Source organism: Nostoc cycadae WK-1, assembly GCF_002897135.1.
In the GTDB taxonomy this organism is placed as follows: domain Bacteria; phylum Cyanobacteriota; class Cyanobacteriia; order Cyanobacteriales; family Nostocaceae; genus Nostoc_B.
Genome location: NZ_DF978430.1, coordinates 37,875 through 61,555, shown reverse-complemented (window position 1 = coordinate 61,555; position 23,681 = coordinate 37,875). Strand labels below are relative to the sequence as shown.

Here is a 23,681-nt window from a genome sequence, read left to right as displayed (position 1 = left end):
ATTAATCAAGAATTTCTTTCAAATTATCTAACTAGATTAACCATGTTTCAAGAAATTCAGGGTTTTCAACTTTCACCCCAACAAAAGCATTTATGGCAACTACAACAAACTGATAGCCAGATATATCAGGTGAAAGCTGCTGTCTCCATTACTGGAAATCTTGATATTCAATTACTCAGAAATGCGCTAGAAACAGTTGTAAATCGGCATGAAATTCTACGTACTAATTATAAATGTCTGCCAGGGATGACAATTCCTGTACAAGTAATTACTGAACCTAAACTAAATTGGCAGAACAACTATGATTTGACTAAATATACAAGTGAAGTACAGCAAGAAAAATTACAATTATTATTTCAGCAATTTAGTCAACAAGACTTGATTTTAGAAGTTGGAAATCATTTACATTTAGCCTTAGTAACTTTAGCTGTTAATCAATATGTTCTATTTATCAGTTTACCTGCATTATCAGCAGATAGGGAAACGCTGAAAAGTTTAATTAGAGAAATTAGCTATATTTATGCTGATAAATATGATACTCAAGCAGAAATAATGCAGTATGCTGACTTGGCAATGTGGCAGAATGAATTATTGTCAGCAGCAGACACAGAAGCAGGTAGAGAATACTGGAATAAGCAAGATTTTTCTGCTATACAAGCCTTGCAATTACCTATAGAAAAAGAGAATGTTTCAGAATTAGGATTTCAGCCCCAAGCTCATACTTTTAGACTAGATGCTGATCTAGTAGCGCAAATAGAAACACAGTATCAATCTGTATTAGCTAATTTCTTATTAGCTTGCTGGAATATCTTGCTGTGGCGGCTTACAGGACAAGATAATATAGTTATAGGAGTAGGTACCAATGGGCGGAAATATCAAGAGCTAGAATCTAGTTTAGGTTTATTATCAAAATATCTGCCTGTAAAGTGCGAATTAAAAGAAGATTTAACTTTAGCATTGCTTTTAAATGAACTTAGCCAAACTATTAGCGAAAATTATAACTATCAAGAATATTTTAGCGTCAATATCTTAAAAGATGTAGCGGCAAATAATCAGGTTTTATTGCCAATTAGTTTTGAGTATGACGAAATTACAGAAAACTATAACTTTGGAGATATATCATTTACTATTGAAAATTTAGCAGCTTGCATTGATAACTACCAACTTAAACTAGCTTGTGTTCGGCAAGATAATTTTATTGATGTAGAAATTGCATATAATATTAACTATTTTGCAGCGGCAGATATTCAACGTTTAGCAGAACAGTTACAAACATTAATTCAAAATGCAATTTCGGAACCTAAAGCAGCAATAAATCAGTTAAAAATTCTCAGCAACAGTGAAATACAAATACTATCTGAGCTTAACAATACTAAACTAGTTTACCCTGTCAATCAGTGCATCCATCACTTATTTGAAGCACAAGTAGCCAGAACTCCTGATAAAGTTGCTCTAGTTTTTGCTGAACAACAGCTTACTTACGAGCAATTAAATCATCGTGCTAATCAAATTGCTCATCACTTGCAAAGATTGGGTGTGGGTGCAGAGGTATTAGTAGGATTGTGCGTCGAACGTTCTTTAGATTTTGTCTTGGGTATTTTGGGGATTCTCAAAGCTGGTGGTGCATACATACCATTAGACCCCACATATCCCCAAGAACGCTTGGCATATATGTTGCAGAACTCCCAACCAAAAGTCTTATTGACTAAAGAGTGTTTGATTAAAGAGTTACCAGCACATTCAGCCACAGTATTTTGCTTAGATATAGACGGAGATGTAATCGCCCAGGAATCAAAAGAAAATCTACATCAGACAGCCGTTGCAGCTAACTTAGCATATCTAATTTACACCTCTGGCTCAACAGGCAAACCCAAGGGAGTTAGAGTCACTCATGCTAATTTGTGTCACTATGTCCAAGCGATGCAAACAGCACTGGGTATTGTAGGAGAAGATAGATACTTACACACCGCATCAATTGCTTTCTCATCTTCTGTCAGACAGTTGATGGTACCTCTAACAAAGGGGGCAACTGTCGTGATTGCAACTGCTGAACAGCGGAAAGACCCCTTGGTGTTGTTGGCAGAAGTTCAGCAACAGCAGGTGACAGTTATTGATATCGTTCCTTCTTATTGGCGGAACTGCAATCATCTTTTGAGTAGTTTACAACCAGAAGTCAGAACAAAGCTTTTAAACAACAACTTACGCTTAATTGTCTCTGCTAGTGAACCTTTATTATCTGATATTTGCACTCAATGGCGGTTTGGGTTCCAACACAATGCCAGTTTGATCAATATGTTTGGTCAGACAGAGACCTGTGGTATAGTTGCAGTCAATCCAATTGCGATAGGCGAAGCCCCGCCTTCGGCGATCGCACAAAACGAACCAATAAAAATCGTCCCTCTTGGTCGCCCCATTGCCAACACCCAAATCTATATTTTGGATCAATACCTACAACCTCTACCAATGGGTGTCGCTGGTGAATTATATATTGCTGGCTTAGGTATTGGTCAAGGTTATCTGCATCGCCCAGATTTGACAGCCGACAGATTTATTCCCAACCCCTTCAGCACAGAACCGGGAACAAGGCTATACAAAACCGGAGACTTAGGCCGTTACTTACCAGATGGAACAGTTGAATTTATTGGTCGTAGCGACCACCAAGTAAAAATTCGCGGTTTCCGTATCGAATTAGCAGAAATAGAAGCTGTGCTGTGTCAACATCCATCGGTGCGAGAAGCGGTAGTTATTGCTAGGGAAGATGCTGGAGAAAAAAGATTAGTTGCTTATTTAGTATCTAACGATCAGAATCTCCAGAATTCTAACTTTAGTAATTGTCGCAGCTTTTTAAAAGAAAGATTACCTGATTATATGTTGCCTGCTCACTTTGTGATGTTGGAAGCATTACCCTTAACACCTAATGGGAAAATTAACCGTCAAGCATTACCAACACTAGAACAAATACAACTGCAAACAAACGCACAAAAAACGCCTCTTACTCCCGTAGAAGAAGTGATAGCCGGAATTTGGGCGCAAATTTTGAGTATTGGACAAGTAAATATTGATGAAAACTTCTTTGAGTTGGGTGGTCATTCTCTATTAGCTACTCAAGTTGTTTCCCAATTACGCACAGCCTTTCAAATAGATTTACCTTTGCGGAGTTTGTTTGAATATCCCACAGTCACTACACTGGCAGAACATATCGAGATAGCCCGAAAAGCCGGAGGACAACTACAATTACCACCTATTCAACCAGTTGTGCGAGACGGTGTATTCCCACTTGCTTTTGCCCAAATCAGGTTGTGGTTTTTGGCACAATTAGACCCAGGAAGTAGTACTTATAACCTGTCTCGCGCCTTAAAATTGCAAGGGGCGCTGAATATCACAGCCTTAGAACAAAGTTTGAACGAAATTATCAGTCGTCATGAAGTACTGCGAACCAGTTTTACTTGTGTAGATGAACAACCAGTCCAGGTAATTAATTATGATTGCAGTATAAAAATTCCCATAATCAACCTTCAAGATTTATCTGCTGAGGCGCGAGAAATAGAAGTTAAAAAACTGCTTAAACAAGAAGCACAAACCAGCTTTGATTTAACTACAGCCCCACTATTGAAAACCTTGCTTATACAATTAGCTGCACAAGAATATGTATTAATATTTACTATTCATCATATTATTGCTGATGGCTGGTCAGCAGGTGTAATTGTCCGCGAACTTGCCGCACTTTATGAATCATTTTATAACAACAAATCTTCTCAACTTTCAGAATTACCTATTCAGTATGGAGATTTTGCTATTTGGCAGCGTCAATGGTTGCAGGGCGAAATTTTTCAGCAACAAATGAACTACTGGAAACAGCAATTAAGTGGTAGTCTACCAGTATTAGAACTGCCAACCGACAGACCAAGGTCTGCTATTCAAACTTTTGCTGGAAGAAAACAATTTTTCACGATTTCTCCTACCTTAACTGCTGCACTGAAAACTTTGAGCCAGCAGGAAGGAGTCACATTATTTATGACTCTTTTAGCAGCATTTCAGACATTACTTTATCGATACACTGGACAAGAAGATATTCTCGTTGGTTCACCCATTGCTAACCGCAACCGCAAGGAAATAGAAGAGCTAATTGGCTGTTTTGTCAATACCATAGTATTGCGGGCTAATGTGGCAGGTAATCTGAGTTTTCGGGACTTACTTAAACGAGTGAGAGAAGTTACTTTAGGCGCATATTCTCATCAAGATTTGCCCTTTGAACAGTTGGTAGAAGAATTACAACCAAACCGCAATTTAAGCTATACACCACTGTTTCAGGTAATGTTTGCCCTCCAGAATGCCCCAATGACCGAACTTAAACTGCCTGGTTTAAGTATTAACATAGAGGAAGTAGATACAGAAGCATCTCGATTTGATTTAACTCTATTTTTAACAGAAACTCATCAGGGTTTGATGGGAGTATTTGAATATAATAGTGATTTATTTGACGCTGAAACTATCATTAGAATTTTGGGTAATTTTCAGACATTATTAGATGGGGTGGTAAGTAATCCTGAACAGGATTTAGTGAGTTTGCCCATCCTCACACCATCAGAAACTCAGCAATTGTTAGCCGCACAAAATAATACTCAAACTGATTATCCATCTGTTTGTATTCATCAACTATTTGAAGCACAGGTAGAACAAACCCCTGATGCGGTGGCAGTGGTATTTGAGAATGAGCAGTTAACATATCAGGAACTTAATCAAAGAGCCAATCAATTAGCCCATTATTTACGAAACTTGGGAGTAGATGCAGAAGTATTAGTAGGGATTTGTGTAGAACGTTCTTTAGAAATGATTGTTGGGTTGTTGGGGATACTCAAAGCTGGCGGCGCATACATACCTTTAGACCCAGCCTATCCCCAAGAACGCTTAGGCTATATGTTGGCAAATGCCCAACTGTCAGTGTTAATTACTCAAAAGTCATTATTAGAAAATTTACCACCTCACCAAGCTCAGGTAGTTTGTTTAGATGAGGAATGGGAAAAAATTGCTCAACAAAATACTAGCAATCTAACTCACAAACTTACTCCTGAAAACTTAGCATATATAATTTATACTTCCGGTTCGACTGGTAAACCAAAAGGTGTGCAAATTGCTCATAGTGCTGTTGTCAATTTCTTAACTGCAATGCGGCAAAAGCCTGGATTAACGCCACAAGATATCTTACTATCTGTCACCACATTATCTTTTGATATTGCTGGTTTAGAAATATTTCTGCCCTTAATTGTTGGCGCTCAAACAGTTATTATTAGTCGTCAAATAGCCTCTGATGGAATTCAATTATCAGAACAATTAACGGCTACTGGTGCGACAGTGATGCAAGCCACTCCAGCCACTTGGCGGATGTTGCTGGCTGCTGGATGGCGTGGAAACAAGCAATTGAAAATTTTGTGTGGTGGTGAAGCTCTTGATTACACCCTCGCCCAACAATTACAACAACGAGGTAAAGAAGTCTGGAATTTGTATGGCCCTACAGAAACTACGATTTGGTCTGCTGCATCCCTAGTAAAAGATAGTGTGGCGATCGCACATCCAATCACTAACACCCAATTTTATATCCTAGACGCATACAATCAATTAGTACCTATTGGTGTAACTGGGGAATTACATATTGGTGGAGCAGGTTTAGCTCGTGGTTATTTACATCAGCCAGAACTGACAGCCCAAAAGTTTATATCCAATCCGTTTAACCTAGATTCTGCTGCTAGGTTATACAAAACTGGAGACTTGGTGCGTTATCGAGCAAACGGCACAATTGAATTTTTAGGACGAATTGACAATCAAGTTAAATTGCGTGGCTTCCGCATTGAATTAGGCGAAATTGAAGCAGCTTTAAATCAACATCCAGATGTGCAAGCTAGTGTAGTTGTAGTTCGAGAAGATGAACCAGGTAATCAGCGATTAATTGCTTATGTAGTTCCTCAGCCAGATGAGACATTGATAATAACAGAACTTCGCCAATTCTTAGCAGAGAAATTACCTAATTATATGCTGCCTGCTGCTTTTGTAACTTTGGCAAAATTACCCCTCACACCTAATGGTAAAATAGACCGCAGAGCCTTACCTGCTCCGGAAACTACTAGAACTAATTTAGCAGCAGTTTTTGTGGCACCACGCAATACAATTGAAGCCGCGATCGCCGAAATTTGGCAGCAAGTTCTGGGTGTTGCACAAGTAGGTATTAACAACAATTTCTTTGAGTTAGGCGGACATTCATTATTAGCGACTCAAATCATTTCTCGCCTACGGAAAATATTAAGAATAGATTTACCTCTACGTGCTTTATTTGCATCGCCGACGGTGGCTGAACTCGCCACAACGATTCAACAAACAACAGCAAAATTAGGACTGAATACTGTTGTTATTCCACGGATAACGAGAGAAGCAAATTTACCTTTGTCTTTTGCCCAAACTAGATTATGGTTATTAGAACAATTATATCCAGGTAATAGCACATACAATATTTCTGCTGCGGTAAAGCTGTCTGGTGATTTAAACATCACAGCCTTAGAACAAAGCCTGAATGAAATTATTGCTCGTCATGAAGTATTGCGGACTACTTTTTCGCTAGTAGATGGACAAGTATATCAGGCGATCGCACCTACTTTAAATGTGCAGTTACCTGTTATAGACTTATGTCATGTACCAGTAGCAGAACGTGCTGCTGAGGTGGAAAGACTAGCAATTATTGAATCACACCGCACCTTTGATTTAACTCAATCGCCTTTGCTGCGGTGTACTCTTTTACACCTAGATGAAAATGAACATATTGCCTTACTAACCATCCATCATATTGTTGCGGATGGGTGGTCAATGGGTGTATTGATCAAAGAGTTAGCCACTCTCTATACCGCCTTTTGTACAGGGGAAACCTCTTCATTACCAGAATTACAGATTCAGTATGCAGACTTCGCTATCTGGCAAAGAGAGTGGTTCCAGGGTGAAGTATTACAAACCCAACTTGATTATTGGCAGCAGCAATTACAAAACCTACCAATTTTAGAATTACCTACGGATTTTCCTCGTCCATCGCAGCGCACCTTTCGAGGTGCAAAACAAACCCTGATATTCAATCAACACCTGTCTCAAGCTATCAAACAATTGAGTAGCGAGAATGAAGTAACGCTGTTTATGACTGTGTTAGCTGGATTCCAATCTCTACTACATTGCTACACAAATCAGAATGATATTGTCGTTGGGACTGATGTTGCCAACCGCAACCAAACGGAAATAGAAGGATTAATTGGATTTTTTGTCAATCAATTAGTATTGCGGACTGATATGACAGGAAATCCCAGTTTTCGGGAATTGTTGGATAGAGTGCGCGATCGCACTTTATCAGCTTACACACATCAAGATTTACCTTTCGACAAATTAGTAGAAGTATTAAATCCAGAACGCGATTTTAGCCGTTCACCTTTGTTTCAAGTGAAATGTATTCTCCAAAATGCACCTATGCCGGTTTTAGAATTGCCAGGGTTAAGGCTCAATCTATTAGATATTGATAAAGAAATTGCTGAGTTTGACTTACTTTTAATCCTTACAGATACAGAGCAAGGATTAGTTGCTGATTTAAAATACAGCACAGATTTATTTAAAGCAACGACAGCATCTCAAATATTACAAAATCTGGAAATACTTATGAGTCGCATTGTGTCACAGCCTGATGTTAAATTGCTGGAGCTAAAGACTATGCTTATCGAAGCAAACAAACAACAGCGTGTTGTGCAAGAGCAAGAGTATCAACAGAGTCTGCAACGAAATTTAATAAACATTAAACGTAGGTCTAAGTAAGTACAAAAACAACAATGTTTTTCTTGAGAAACAAATAGGAAAGTTAATCATGACTACTAAAAATCGCTATGCAGAATATGATAGTTTAGCTTCTATGTATGATGACCAAAATAAACAGAGGCATGATATTGTAGTAGAGCAATTAGAACAATTAGTTTTACAACATCTTCCAAAGCCAGCGCGTATTCTAGATATTTGTTGTGGTACAGGACAAATCGCCCAAAGACTTCTACAAAAAGGCTATCAAGTTACAGGTATTGATAGCTCAGAAGAAATGCTACGCTATGCCAGAAAAAATGCACCTCATGCAGAATTTATCTTAGAAGATGCCAGATTTTTTCAATTTACATCTATTTTTCATGCAGTCATTTCTACAGATGTCGGCCTTAACCTGATAAATACTCTGGAAGAATTACAAAGTGTTTTTCAAAACGTATATCAAGCATTGCGAGAAAATGGTATATTCATATTCGACTTGTATGTAGAAGAACTGTGTATAGAAGATTGGCAGACTACTAAGATTCAAGGCGAAGCTAAAGAAAACAATGCCTGGATTAACCAGTTTGACTACGATGTAGAGACAAAAATAGGTTGCGATCGCACTACAAGATTTGAATTAATCGATGGTCAATGGCAACGTTTCAACATGACTTTTAACTGGAAGCTTTATTCTGTAACAGATGTTAAATCTACTTTAGCAAAGGTAGGTTTTACAGATATTGTTTTTTACGATATCAAAAATGATTTTGGCATAGAATCATCAGGTCATGTTGGCTGTTTTGTTTGTCGCAAAAGCTAAATATTTTTTCCTTTCTGAATTTAGAGTCGTAAAGTTTTAATTGATACTCATAACTTCCTACACTCTGCTTTCTAAGTCCTGACTTCTTTATATTTGAACTAACAAATTCAAACATTTCTATTTTAATATGGAAGAATTACAAAAAACTTCAGTTAATGCACTGCCAGTATTTAAGCGTAAATCGCTAAAAATATCTGCACAAGATTTAATCGAGACAGAATATTTCAATCAAGATAAAAACTTTCCTTTAGTGATAAAATCTTCTGTAAGAAAGTTAGATTTAGCAGTTTGGGCATCGACTAATCGGGATTTTATTAACGCCCAGTTGTTGAAACATGGAGCGATTCTTTTTCGGGGTTTTAACATTGATGCCATAGCAGAATTTGAGCAAGTAATTAAAGCAATTTGCTTTGAAGCTATGGAATATCGCTATCGAGCTTCACCGCGGACTCAAGTGAGTGATCGAATCTATACGTCAACTGATTATCCAGCAGATCAAAGTATATTTCCCCATAATGAACATGCTTATTCTCCTACCTTTCCGTTGAAGATATTCTTCTTTTGTGTGACCCCAGCACAGCAGGGAGGTGAAACACCAGTTGGTAGTTGTCGAGAAATTTTTGCGCGGATAGAACCCAAAATTCGAGAGCGTTTCATCGAAAAAAAAGTTATGTACGTGCGGAATTTTGGCGATGGTTTTGGCTTACCTTGGCAAACCGTATTTCAGACGAATGAAAAAGCAAAAGTAGAAGAATATTGTCACATTCATGATATAAAAGTTGAATGGAAAGATGGCGATCGCTTAAGAACACGTCAAATTGGCCCAGCTATTGTTAAACATCCCCACACAGGTGAACTTGTTTGGTTCAATCATGCAACTTTTTTTCACGTTTCCACATTAGAAAAAAATACCCGCGAGGCATTACTAGCTGGTTTTAAAGAAGAAGACTTGCCAACTAATACATATTACGGTGATGGTTCGCCAATTGAGTCTTCAGTTTTAACATATCTGCGGGAAGTTTATCAGCAAGCAATGGTTAGTTTCCCTTGGCAGAAAGGGGACATTTTGATGTTAGACAATATGTTAGCAGTGCATGGACGCGAACCTTTTGTAGGGACACGACAAGTGTTAGTAGGAATGGCAGAAGCACTAAATATCAAAGAACTTTAGATTATAAAAATGGAATTTATGAATATGAGTACAGAAGTAATTGAGGGTTTTCAACTTTCGCCTCAACAAGAGCATTTATGGTTATTACAGCAAGTAACTCCAAGTTCAGCTTATTTTGTGAAATGTAGTGTTCTCATAGAGGGCAACATTGAAACCACTAAATTAGTTGCAACTTTACAAACTATTGTGAATCGTCATGAAATTTTGCGGACAACATTTAAATATGTACCAGGAATGATGATTCCAGTACAAGTTATTTCTAATGCTAACGTCAGCTTAAATAAGCAATATCATCTAGATGGTGATAATTCTCAAGTACAAGCGGCTAAAATTGCCGAAATTTTTCAGGAATTTACTCAACAAAACTTTGACTTTGAAAAAAATTCACCTTTACAGGTATCCTTAGCTAACTTATCACTAACAAAACATATATTGTTTCTAGGTTTACCTGCTGTTTATGGAGATGCAAAGACTCTCAGAAATTTAGTTGATGAACTCAGTCGTTTATATGCGAATAGTAAGCATATCTGGACAGAACCATTACAATATGCAGATTTCTCCGAATGGCAGCATGAATTCATTAAATCAGCAGGTGCAGAAATTGGCAGAGAATATTGGCGCAAGCAAGATTTATCAGATATTCTCAATTTCCAGTTACCCTTTGAGAAATATGTTGCTGAATCAAAAGAGTTTAAACCTGAGTTTTTGACCTTAAACATTAATCATAATTTAAAAGCTCATATTGCTGCGATCGCCCAAAAATATAATACTTCTATTTCTAGATTTTTCCTGGCTTGTTGGTCAGTTTTACTCTGGCGTTTAACTCAACAACAAAATTTGCTAATTGGTAAAGTTTTTGAAGGTAGAAATTTCCCGGAATTAGCAGAAGCTATGGGGTTATTTGCTAAATCCTTACCACTTACTTGTCATTTGACAGAAAAAGCCAAATTTACAGAAATATTACAGCAAATCAACGAAACAGAACAAGATATTTATAAATGGCAAGAGTGTTTTTCTTGGGAATTAATCACCAATAAATTAGCTTATTACCCTGTATGTTTTGATTTTACAGATAAATATCTAAAACATACCGAAAATAACATATCTTTTACAATTCAAAATTCTTCTAGTTGTATAGAACGATTTAAAATCAAGCTTGCTTGCGTAGATAAGTATGATGATTTATTGACGAAATTTCATTATGATTCTCATTTGTTTGATGTAGAAGATATACAACGTTTAGTAGAACAATTTTCTACATTATTATCAAGTGTAGTAAAGCATCCAGAAGCGGTAATTAGTGAGTTGGAAATTTTAAGCGATCGCGCCAAGCACCAACTAATAGTTGAATTTAATCAAAATCAAACTGATTATCCTAAAGATAAATGTATTCACCAGTTAATTGAATACCAAGCCCAGCAGCAACCAAATAATATTGCTGTAGAGTTTGACCAGCAACAATTAAGCTACAGCCAACTAAATAATCAAGCTAATCAACTAGCAAATTACCTCCAAAAGATTGGCGTAATCCCAGGAACTTTAATTGGGATATGTTTCCAACGTAATCTAGATATGATTGTGGGGATTCTTGGAATTCTCAAAGCGGGCGGTGCATACCTACCGTTAGATCCAACTTATCCCCAAGAAAGATTAGCCTGGATTTTAGAAAATTCCCAAACCTCCGTTTTATTAACTCAACAAGCATTACTAGAAAAACTACCCACACACCAAGCACAGGTTATCTGTTTAGATACTGACTGGGAAATAATTACAAGCCAAAATCAAGAAAATCTCACACTACCAATTACGCCTCACAACTTAGCTTATATAATTTATACGTCTGGTTCTACAGGTCAACCCAAAGGCGTACAAATTACTCATCGCAATCTTGTTCATTCTACAACTGCTCGAATTAATTATTATCAAAAACCTGTCAGCCGCTTTTTATTACTTTCATCCTTCGCCTTTGATAGTTCAGTCGCCGGGATTTTTTGGACACTTTGCAGTGGCGGAACTTTAGTATTACCAAAAGAAGGTTTACAGCTAGAAATACCAAAACTAGTTAAGTTAATTTGCGAAAATCAGATTTCTCATCTTTTAAGTCTTCCTTCCCTTTATGCACTGATTTTACAACAAGCAATCCCAGAACAATTAGCTTCACTACAAGCTATTATTGTGGCTGGTGAAATATGCCCCAATGAGTTAGTCAAACTCCACCAAAAATATCTTACCCAAGCTTCTTTATATAACGAATACGGCCCCACAGAAGCAACTGTATGGAGCAGTGTTTATCTTTGTCAGTCTCAGGAATTAACAAAAATTCCCATCGGTAAGCCTATTGCTAATACTCAGATTTATATTTTAGATGCTAACCTTCATCCTGTCCCTATTGGTGTTCCTGGAGAAATTTATCTAGGTGGTGATGGTATTAGCTTAGGTTATCTCAACCAGCCAGAATTAACCACCCAAAAATTCATTAATAACCCCTTTATTCAAGAGCCAAATGCACGCTTATATAAAACTGGAGATTTAGCTCAATACCGTGCAGATAGTAACATTGAATTTTTAGGACGAATTGATAGACAAGTAAAAATTCGCGGCTATCGTATTGAAATCGGAGAAATTGAAGCAGCTTTAAAGCAACATCCTTTAGTGCGAGAAGTTGTAGTTATCGCCACCGAGGAAAATTTTCGTCTCATTGCCTATATCATTCCTCATCAAAAAACATTTCCTTCTAGTAGCGAATTTCGCAGCTTTTTGATGAAAAATTTGCCGGAATATATGGTGCCTTCTACCTTTTTAATGTTGAAGTCTTTGCCCGTATTACCTAATGGCAAAGTTGACTATAAAGCATTACCTCAACAGGTACAAATTCAACTTGAAGAAACATTTGTTGCTCCGCAGTCTGAACTAGAGCAAATGATTACCAATATCTGGCAAGAAGTACTAAAAGTTGAAAAAGTAGGCATCCATCATAATTTCTTCGACCTCGGCGGTCACTCCTTACTAATGGTACAAATTCATACCAAACTGCGTACAGCTTTAAACAGAGATATTTCAATGGTTGAATTATTTGAATGTCCCACAATCAGCACCTTGGCAAACCATTTAAGTCAGCACCCAAAACAACCTAATTTAGAACTTAACTCCGACTCCGTTGAAACCCGCAGAGAATCAAATCTGCAACAAAGACAACTCAGACAACAACATCGAGCAACAATCCAGTAGCAGTATGGATATGAATAACTCTAATACATTTACTGGACTAGATGAAATCGCCATTATTGGTATGTCAGGGTGCTTTCCTGGAGCCAAAAACCTGGATGAATTTTGGCAAAATTTACAAAATGGTGTTGAATCAGTTTCTTTTTTTACAGAAGAAGAATTAATCTCTTCTGGAGTAGATAAGAATGATATTAATCAACCTAATTATGTTAAAGCCAAAGCAATATTAGAAGATGTAGATTTATTTGACGCTGAATTTTTTGAATTTACTCCCAAGGAAGCAGAAATCACAGATCCGCAACACCGCTTTTTCCTAGAACATGCGTGGACTGCTTTAGAAAATGCTGGCTACGACTCTAAAACCTACCCAGGACAAATAGGAGTTTACGCAGGTGTGGGAATGGACACGTACTTTTTATTTCATCTTTATCCCAACCGTGAACTTTTAGAAGCATCAGTAGGAAAATTCCGCACTTTAATTGGTAATAGAGGAGATTTTTTACCAACACTTGTTTCTTACAAATTAAATTTGAAAGGCCCAAGTGTAAATGTGCAAACTGCCTGTTCTACTTCATTAGTTGCAGTTCATTTTGCTTGTCAAAGCTTACTTAATGGCGAAAGCGATATTGCTCTGGCTGGTGGAGTATTAATCAACATGCCACACAAAGCTGGCTATCTCTATCAGGAAGGAAGTATTCTTTCCCCCGATGGCCATTGCCGTGCTTTTGATGCCAACGCCCAAGGAACGCTGACTGGTAACGGTGTAGGTATTGTAGTATTAAAGCTATTAAAGAATGCGATCGCAGATGGCGATTATATTCATGCTGTTATTAAAAGTTCAGCTATTAATAACGATGGTTCTTTCAAAGTTGGTTACACTGCACCAAGTGTAAATGGGCAAGCAAAAGTCATTGCTGAAGCTCTTTCTATATCAGGAGTCCACCCCGAAACTATCAGTTATATAGAAACTCATGGCACAGGCACCAATCTTGGCGACCCAATAGAAATTGCTGCATTAACCAAATGTTTCCGCGCCAGCACTCAGAAAAAGAATTTCTGTGCTATTGGTTCACTCAAAACAAATATTGGACATTTAGATGCCGCCGCTGGTGTTGCAGGTTTAATCAAGACAGTTTTAGCGCTCAAACACAAACAAATACCACCCAGTTTGCATTTTGCAAAACCTAATCCGCAAATTGATTTTGCCAACAGTCCTTTCTATGTAAATACTCAATTATCTGCATGGGAAACTAATGGCACTCCTCGACGCGCTGGGGTGAGTTCCTTTGGTATTGGAGGAACAAATGCTCATATCATTTTAGAAGAAGCTCCCGTTATGAAGCAGGGGAGCAGCACTTCGCTTTCTCTGCAAGACGCTACGCAAACGCTCCGTGACCAAGGAGTAGAGGAGCAAAGAAGACGATATCAAGTTTTGGTACTGTCTGCTAAAACTAGTACAGCCTTAGAAACTGCTACGAGCAATTTAGCTAATTATTGTCAACAAAACTTAAAAATTAACTTGGCTGATGTTGCTTATACCTTAAGTATTGGTCGTCAGGCGTTTGCATATCGGCGATTTATAGTTGCCCAAGATATTCAAGATGCAGTCAAAGCTTTAACCATTAAAGAACAACAACTAGATTTTAACCACTGCCAAGAATTAAATAATCACTCTGTAATTTTTATGTTTCCCGGTCAAGGTTCCCAGTATGTAAATATGGGGCGGGAACTTTATAAAACAGAGTTAATTTTTAAAGAACAAATTGATTATTGTGCCGAGTTTCTCCAACCTCATTTAGGTCTAGATTTACGTAATTTACTTTATCCAAATGATGAATATCAAGAAATAGCAAATCAACAATTACAACAAACTTCTCTTACTCAACCAGCATTATTTATAGTTGAGTACGCCTTAGCTCAATTGTGGATAGCGTGGGGAGTGCGACCTTCCGCAATGATTGGTCATAGTATTGGAGAATATGTAGCTGCTTGTATTGCGGGTGTATTTTCCTTAGAAGATGCCTTAATACTAGTTGCTATTAGAGGGCGACTGATGCAACAACAGCCAGCCGGAGCTATGCTTGCAGTGCCACTATCAGCAGCAGAACTTCAGCCTTGGTTGAATGAAAATATTTGCCTAGCTGCTATTAATAGCCCAAATAACTGTGTAGTTTCGGGGACAACTCAGGCAATTCATGACTTACAAAGTAAATTAACTGAGCAAGGTATAGAGTCTCGCCCTCTACACACTTCTCATGCTTTTCATTCTCAGATGATGGACTCGATTTTGGAGCCATTTCAAGAAAAAATTGGTCAAATTAATCTAAATTCCCCAAAAATTCCAATATTATCTAACTTGACTGGCAATTGGCTAACTAAAAATGAAGCCACAGATTCAAAATACTGGGTGCAGCATTTACGGCGAACAGTACGATTTAGTGAAGGAATTACTGTATTACTACAACATCCAAATCAAATTTTATTAGAGGTTGGCCCTGGACGGACATTAAGTAGTTTAGCTCAACAGCATTCAAATCAAATTACTAAACAGCTTGTAGTTTCTTCCTTGCGCCATCCTAAAATTCAAGCTTCGGATATCTCCTTCTTTCTTAATACATTAGGTCAACTTTGGTTAGCTGGAGTGCCTATAAATTGGTCAAAATTTTATGCTCATCAACAATGTCATCGTATCCCCTTGCCGACCTATCCTTTTGAAAGACAAAGGTATTGGATTGAACCAAGTAAATCACTTAACCAAGAAACGCTTTGTCAAAAATTAGAGTATAACCCTACAAATATCCCAGTATCTCCACAAGAACCAGAATTATTAGATAAATCACTGGAAAAACTAATATCTCAGCAAATAGAAATTATGTCTCAACAGTTAGAACTATTGCAATTACTCAAAGAATAATATTTCTAATCGCCACAATTTTGACTACACCCTTGTAACTCTGAGTCGCGCCAGTTGCGACAAGTCGGGTAGCCTGCCCAACGCACTGGCTTGTCTGTGCCTCCGTGGTTCGTAAACAGCCCTAAAATATTATGCCTAATCAAGAAGTAAACTCTTTATTAAATAGCTCACAAATTGATATCGTTTTATTAAAAATTAAAGAGATATTAGGTGCAAACTTTGGCATCACTAGTGCCAAAATAGATATTCATACCAATCTTTTAGAACTGGGATTTGAATCCCTGGTATTAATTCAATTTAGTCGCTTATTACAAGAAAAATTAGGTGTAAAAATTCCTTTTCGCCAATTACTAGAAGAATTTTCCACACTGCATGACTTGGCTGTACATATAGCGCAACAATTACCGCCATCTTTTGAACAGGAAAAACCACGAGTAATACCAGAACTGCCTACAAGTAAAAGTTCAGCTAAACTGTTATTAAATAATAGCGGAAATCAGGGAATTACCCGGCTTATGTCAGAGCAACTAAAGCTCATGGCTCAACAATTAGACTTGCTGCGTAACAGCCCTGCACTCAAGAAAATTTCCCCTGTAAATCAAGTTTCTGCCAACATCCCTCAACCGCAAATATCCATAAATTCCCAACAGATAGAAAAAACAACTTTAAACCCTCGTCAGCAGCAACATTTAAATGCCTTAATCACCAGATTTGTTCAACGCACTTCAGAATCGAAACGCCTCACCCAAGAAGCTCGTTCTTTCCACGCAAATCCCAGATCAATTACCGGGTTTCGTCTAGCTCTCAAAGAGATGCTGTATCCCATTCATGCTCAACGTGCTGCTGGTGCGAAAATTTGGGATGTTGATGGTAATGAATACATTGATGTGTCAATGGGCTTTGGCTCACTGTTATTTGGTCATTCTCCCGATTTTGTTGTAGAAGCGATTCAACAGCATATTCAGCAAGGTATGCAAAATGGCCCACAATCACATTTGACAAGTAAAGTTGCTAAATTATTTTGTGAACTGACTAATCAAGAACGAGTCACCTTTTGTAACTCTGGTACAGATGCCGTTATGGGAGCTATTCGCATCGCCAGAGCAACTACAAGACGCGCCAAAATTGCTGTATTTAACGGTTCTTATCATGGCACATTAGATGAAGTTTTAGTGGCAGGAGTCCCCATAGCAGAAACAACCCTCCGTTCTTTACCAGCCGCACCAGGAATTCCCCAACACTTTATCGAAAACGTTATCGTACTCAACTATGGAAGCCTTGAATCTTTAGAAACTCTCAAAGCCCATGCTCATGAATTAGCTGCCGTTTTAGTTGAGCCTATACAAAGTCGTCGCCCAGATTTCCAACCCAAAGAGTTTTTATATAAATTGAGACAACTGAGCGAAGAAGCAGGCATCGTCTTAATTTTTGATGAAGTCATCACAGGCTTTCGGATGCACCCAGGTGGCATTCAAGCAATGTGGAATATTCAAGCAGATATTACAACTTACGGTAAAGCCCTTGGCTCTGGTTTACCAATTGGGGTAATCGCAGGTAAAGCTACTTTTATGGATGCACTTGATGGCGGTTTTTGGAATTACGGTGATGCTTCTTCCCCACAACAAGAAACAACCATCTTTGCTGGAACTTTTTTCAAAAATCCTTTGGTCATGGCTGTTGCTTGGGCTGTACTTAACCATATCAAAAATAGTGGTGAAAAACTACAAGCAGAATTAGCCAGTAAAACCGCAAAAATTGCCGAGACCCTCAATAGTTACTTTCAACAAAAGCAGTTACCAATTAAGGTTGTTAATTGTGGCTCACTATTCCGGTTTGTTTATCCGCCCAATTTAGTTTGGATGAATTTATTATTCTATCATCTGATAGAAAAAGGTATTTATATATGGGAAGGGCGGAGTTTTTATATATCTACTGCTCATACTGATGAAGATATTGAAACTTTAATTAGAGCTATTCAAGATAGCATATTAGAATTGCAAGCAGGTGATTTTTTACCAGTAGATCCGCCTGTAATTAATAATCAAGGTGATGAATTACCGCCGAGCCAGGGAATAGTTACTCTTCCCCTAACAGAAGTACAGAAAGAACTTTGGTTTATGGCACAAATCGGAGATAATGCTTCCCGTGCTTATAACCAATCAATGTCTATTCATTTGCGTGGCTCATTTAAATTAGAAGCAGTATATCAGGCAATTCAAACAGTTATCAATCGTCATGAAGCCTTACGCACTACTTTCAGTTCTGAAGGCAATTATCAATTAATTCATCCTAAACTAACAATAGATATTCCTTACATAGATTTTTCAACTTTAGATAAACAACATTGCCAAGCAGAGTTAGCAAAATTTTTAAAACAAGAAGCTCAAGAAAACTTTGATTTAGCAAAAGCTCCTTTATTGCGGTTTCATATTATCAAGTTAGAGTCAAACCATCATCTTTTAGTTTTCACGGTTCATCATATTGTGGCTGATGGTTGGTCAATGGCGATCGTACTACGAGAGTTAGCAGTAATTTATGCAGCCGAATCTCAAAATATTACTTGTGAACTTCCCCAGCCAATGCAATATAGCGAGTATGTTCAATGGCAAATACTCCAGCAATCAACTCCAGAAATGGCAAAAGCTAAGGCTTATTGGCTACAGCAATTTTCTGGTTCAGTTCCAGTGTTAACTTTACCAAGTGACAAGATTAGACCAGCAGTAAATACGCATAATGGGGCGATAGAAACTTTTACGATTAATACTAATTTATATCAAAAAATCAAAAGTCTGAGTGATGAGTATCAATGTACTTTGTTCACTACACTTCTCGCTGGATATATGGTTTTATTACAGCGGCTAAGTAATCAAAATGATATTGTTGTGGGTATTGCTTCAGCAGGGCAATCGTTAGTTAATAATAATTGCTTGGTGGGTCACTGTGTAAATATATTACCAATACGCAGCCAAGTGGATAAATCGCCAGCTTTTATAGATTATCTGGGTTATGTAAAAGAGCAATTATTAGCAGCTTATGAGCATCAATTTTATCCTTTTATCAATTTAGTCAAGAGTTTAAATTTGGTGCGAGATGAAAGCCGAAATCCTTTATTTACAGTTGGGTTTAATTTAGATAAATCACAATTTGATTTTGCTGCTTTAGATTGTGAATTAGAAGTAGTTAAGAACTATAATACTACTGCTAAGTTCGATATTGATTTGAATATTATTCAGAGCAATATAGAACTTTTGCTAGAACTGGAATATAACACAGACTTATTTAGTTCTCAAACAATCCAGCGCTGGGGCAAGCATTATATTACTTTATTAGAAAGTCTTGTTGCTCATCCTCAACAACGAATTACAGAATTGTTATTGCTCACCAATATCGACAGGCAACAATTACTAGTAGAATGGAATAACACCCAAGCTAATTATCGTCAAAATCAATGTATTCATAAGTTGTTTGAAGCTCAAGCCAAGAAAACACCTGATGCGATCGCAGTCTCATTTGATCATCAATATTTAACTTACCAAGAACTTAATCACAAAGCTAATCAACTAGCACATTACCTTAAAAAACAAGGTGTAAAACCAGAGGTTTTAGTAGGGATTTGTGTCGAGCGCTCTTTAGACATGATTGTGGGGATTTTAGGCATTTTAAAAGCGGGTGCTGCATATCTACCACTTGACCCGGCATATCCCCAAGAACGTCTGAGTTTTATGCTAGAAGATGCCAAAGTATCTTTAGTGTTAACTCAACAACGATTGCAAGAGTGGCTACCGCACAACCAACAGCAAACTATTTATTTAGATGTAGATTGGCCATTAATTGCTCAAGAAAGCCAAGCAAATCTGGAGATAAAAGTAACAACCACTAACTTAGCTTATGTGATTTACACTTCAGGTTCTACAGGTAAGCCCAAAGGCGTGATGATACAACATCATTCTTTAGTAAATTATACAGAAACGGCGATTGTTAAGTATGCTTTAAATTCAAGTGATGTTATCCTACAATTTGCCTCAATTTGTTTTGATGTAGCAGCAGAAGAAATATTTACTAGTTTGGTTGTTGGTGCTACATTGGTGCTGAGAAATGATGTAATGTTGAGTTCAATTCCAGCATTTTTAGAGCAGTGTCGCCACTTAAAAATAACTGTATTAGCTTTACCTACAGCTTTTTGGCATCAAATAATTGCTGAACTTGAGGATAATTTACCACTGCCTGAATTGTTACGTTTAGTCATCATTGGTGGTGAAAAAGCATTGCCACAGCGATTAGTAACTTGGCTAGAACGGGTAAAAAATAAAATACAATTAATTAATTCTTACGGCCCTACAGAAGCAACAATTGGGACAACTATTAGCAATTTATCGAATTTAGATAAATTCAATGTGGCATTCAAAGAGGTGCCAGTTGGTAAAGCAATAGATAATGTCCAAGTTTATATATTAGATGCTTGTTTTCAACCTGCTCCTATTGGGGTACCTGGGGAAATTTATATAGGTGGGATGGGTGTAGCGAGAGGATATCTTAACCAACCTCAATTAACAGCAGAAAAATTTATTCCCAATCCTTTTAGTAATGCACCAGGAACACGCCTTTATAAAACAGGTGATTTAGCTCGTTATTTAGCTAATGGCGAAATTGAAATTTTAGGGCGAGTTGATGAGCAAGTTAAAATTCGCGGTTTTCGGATTGAATTAGGCGAAATTGAAGCGCAATTAAACCAACATCCTGATGTGAGTGAAGCAGTAGTAAAAGTTTGGGAGGACGAACAAGGTGATAAACGTTTAGTAGGATATGTTGCTTCTCAGTTACAGCCACAACTAACAGCTAATCAACTACGAAGCTTTTTACACGAACAACTGCCAGAATACATGATTCCTTCTGCTTTTGTTGTTCTAAAAAGTTTACCAATTACACCCAACGGCAAAATAGACAGGCTTGTATTACCTAAACCGGATAAATTGCGTCCAGAATTAGCAGCGAATTATGTAATACCGCAAACTGAGGTAGAACAAACTATTGCTAAGATTTGGCAAAAAGCTTTGAATCTAGAAAATATCGGTATTCACGATAATTTTTTTGAAATTGGTGGTCATTCACTGCTGATGATTAAGGTGCATAGTGAATTGCGAAAAATATTTCCAATTGATTTATCAATGCTGGACTTATTTAGATATCCAACTATCAGTTATTTAGCCGATTATTTGAGTAAGTTAAAAAATCAACCTGTATTGGTTCAGAAGGAAGATAATCAGGTTGAAAAAATTACTTCTGCAAAGGAACAGCAGAAAAAACGGTTGCAAAAAATGAAGTCAGCTAGAAGTATTTAAGAAAAACGAACCACAGAGACGCAGAGGAATTATAGAAAAATGGATGATTCAGCAACATTTCAGCAAAATGGGTCAGAAATAGCAATTATTGGTTTATCAGGGCGGTTTCCTGGGGCGAAAAATATTGCAGAATTCTGGGAGAATTTACAAGCGGGTGTAGAGTCAATTACTTTTTTTACAGATGAGGAACTAATAAGTTCAGGCGTGGAGCCAACTATCGTTGATAATCCGAAATATGTGAAAGCTAGAGGTGTATTAGCAGACGCAGAATTATTTGATGCACCATTTTTTGGGTTTACTCCTAAAGAAGCAGAAATTACAGATCCACAACATCGATTGTTTTTAGAATGTGCTTGGTCAGCTTTAGAAAATGCTGGTTATAACTGTGAAAATTATCCTGGATCTATTGGTGTTCATGCAGGTAGTAGTTTAAGTAGCTACCTATTTAATATATATATAAATGAAAATATTCGTAATTCTGTTGATGCTCACCAAATAGCAATTGGTGGGGATAAGGATTTTTTAAGTACTCGTGTTTCTTACAAATTTAATTTACAAGGGCCTAGTTATACAGTTCAAACGGCTTGTTCAACTTCGCTAGTTGCTGTTCACTTAGCTTGTCAAAGTCTCTTGAACGGAGAATGTGACATGGCTTTAGCGGGTGGTGTTTCTATTAGTGCATTGCGAAAACAGGGATATTTTTATAAAGAAGGGGGTATCGGTTCGCCGGATGGACATTGCCGCGCTTTTGATGCCAATGCACAGGGAACTGTTGGGGGTGAAGGTGTGGGCATTGTAGTGTTAAAGAGATTAGAAGATGCGATCGCAGATCAAGATACCATCTATGCAGTCATTAAAGGTTCTGCTACCAATAACGATGGTTCACAAAAAGTCAGCTACACTGCACCTCGGATAGAGTCTCAAGCCAAGGTTATCAGAACGGCTCAAGTTGTGGCTGAAGTTCCACCAGAAACTATCACCTATATTGAAGCCCACGGTACAGGCACATCTTTAGGAGATCCTATCGAAATTGCGGCTTTAACTGAAGCTTTTCGCGCCAGTACTGAGAAAAGCGGCTTTTGTGCTATTGGTTCTTTAAAAACTAATACTGGACATTTGGATGCGGCGGCTGGGATAGCAGGTTTAATCAAGACGGTTTTGGCACTCCAGCATCAAAAAATCCCGCCTAGCCTCCATTATCAAGCACCAAATCCCCAAATTGATTTTGCCAATAGTCCTTTTTATGTAAATACTCAGCTAATACCAATTCACGAAAAATCTGATGCAAATAAAGCATCAAGAATAAAATCCCAACCTGTAATAGAAGCAACGATTGATGTGTTTAATTTCTCTAAACGCTTCCAGATAAAATACCTCAATTCATCTAACGTTCCAAAGCTTTCCCACGCCAAATGTCTTTTAACTTCCTCCCATAATCGCTCGATGGGATTAACTTGTGGTGTATGTGGAGGTTGAAACAATAAAATTATATTCTCTGGTATCTGAAGATGCTGACTAAAATGAAAAGCACCATTATCTAACTGAATGATATGTATATCTTGGGCATAAGTAGCAGAGAACTTTTCTAAGAAAACCTGAAAACAAGCTGCATTTAAATGAGAAAATTCCCAGATAAAGTATTCTCCAGTTAATGGTTCTACCAATCCATATAAATAAAAATTCTCTCGTTTCCATTGGATGATACCAACAGGCTTGGTACCTTTTATTGTAATTAATCTGCCAGCTTCAGTTTTCAACCCCACACGGCTTTCGTCCTCACACCAATATCTGATGCTTCTGTTTTTGTCTTTTTCTGGTATGACGTGTTTTTTAATTACTTCTAAGTATTGGGGAAGTTTTTTTTAAATTCTTCTTCCGCTTCTTCCTGGTGTTTTATACCTACTGCACGCGGCACTTTTAGCTTCGCTTTCATTTGATAACGCACCGTATCGTGTACTACTTTATATGAAGCTTCTACCCCCTCCACCGCTTTTAACCATGTTCGGATTTCTTCATAACTTTTGAATCCCTGGGGGTCATCCAGTTCTTTTAAAAGTTGCTCTCTTACTTCCGTGTTAATAATTGGTGGTCGCCCTGATCCCTTCTTTCTTGATACTAGACTGGTAATTCCCGACTCTGTATAAGCCTTTAACCACCTTTGTACCGTCGCACTCCCTCTTCCCAACACCACTGCCAAATCTTGTATTGTCTTTACATGCCCTATCTTCAGTAAATACAACGCGCTTATTCGTTCTTTCCCTAATGCTGTTTTTTGTTTTCTCAGCAGATCATGTAATTCCTCGGCTGACTCTTTTATTTTTACTTTGGTGACTCCTGCCATACACTTCTGCTCATATTTCTTCCCTAATTACCTTTATCATTTTTTTAGTGAAATGGTAT

At 37.6% G+C, this 23,681-nt stretch carries 7 protein-coding genes and 2 pseudogenes; 7 read left to right on the top strand and 2 right to left on the bottom strand.

Features of this window, described 5'->3' with window-relative positions:
• The first annotated feature begins 42 nt into the window (after positions 1-42).
• From NCWK1_RS15495 to NCWK1_RS15465, 7 genes and pseudogenes are all read left to right on the top strand, one after another.
• A complete protein-coding gene (locus NCWK1_RS15495) occupies positions 43-7,833 on the top strand; it encodes an amino acid adenylation domain-containing protein (protein ID WP_103125326.1) in 7,791 nt (2,596 codons plus the stop codon).
• 49 nt (positions 7,834-7,882) lie between these two features.
• Positions 7,883-8,632: a class I SAM-dependent DNA methyltransferase gene (locus NCWK1_RS15490; protein ID WP_103125325.1), complete on the top strand. Its 750-nt coding sequence runs from the start codon at positions 7,883-7,885 to the stop codon at positions 8,630-8,632.
• 127 nt (positions 8,633-8,759) lie between these two features.
• Entirely contained in the window at positions 8,760-9,803 is a 1,044-nt protein-coding gene (locus tag NCWK1_RS15485; protein WP_103125324.1) for a TauD/TfdA family dioxygenase, read from the top strand.
• A 24-nt stretch (positions 9,804-9,827) separates the two neighbouring features.
• Positions 9,828-13,031, top strand: coding sequence for a non-ribosomal peptide synthetase (locus NCWK1_RS15480; RefSeq protein WP_103125447.1), 3,204 nt, complete (start codon positions 9,828-9,830; stop codon positions 13,029-13,031).
• A 10-nt stretch (positions 13,032-13,041) separates the two neighbouring features.
• Positions 13,042-15,774 (top strand): annotated as a pseudogene (locus tag NCWK1_RS15475) (type I polyketide synthase); the annotation flags it as partial.
• Positions 15,775-16,073: 299 nt separating this feature from the next.
• Positions 16,074-21,281: a non-ribosomal peptide synthetase gene (locus NCWK1_RS15470; RefSeq protein WP_103125323.1), complete on the top strand. Its 5,208-nt coding sequence runs from the start codon at positions 16,074-16,076 to the stop codon at positions 21,279-21,281.
• A 39-nt stretch (positions 21,282-21,320) separates the two neighbouring features.
• Positions 21,321-22,541 (top strand): annotated as a pseudogene (locus NCWK1_RS15465) (type I polyketide synthase); the annotation flags it as partial.
• A gap of 8 nt (positions 22,542-22,549) precedes the next feature.
• On the opposite strand, the gene NCWK1_RS15460 reads toward NCWK1_RS15465, so the two are convergent.
• Together NCWK1_RS15460 and NCWK1_RS15455 are read right to left on the bottom strand one after the other, a co-directional pair.
• A complete protein-coding gene (locus NCWK1_RS15460; RefSeq protein ID WP_245894917.1) occupies positions 22,550-23,074 on the bottom strand; it encodes an IS630 family transposase in 525 nt (174 codons plus the stop codon).
• 47 nt (positions 23,075-23,121) lie between these two features.
• Complete coding sequence (locus NCWK1_RS15455; RefSeq protein WP_103125321.1) at positions 23,122-23,622, bottom strand: helix-turn-helix domain-containing protein; 501 nt, start codon at positions 23,620-23,622, stop codon at positions 23,122-23,124.
• Positions 23,623-23,681: the final 59 nt, after the last annotated feature.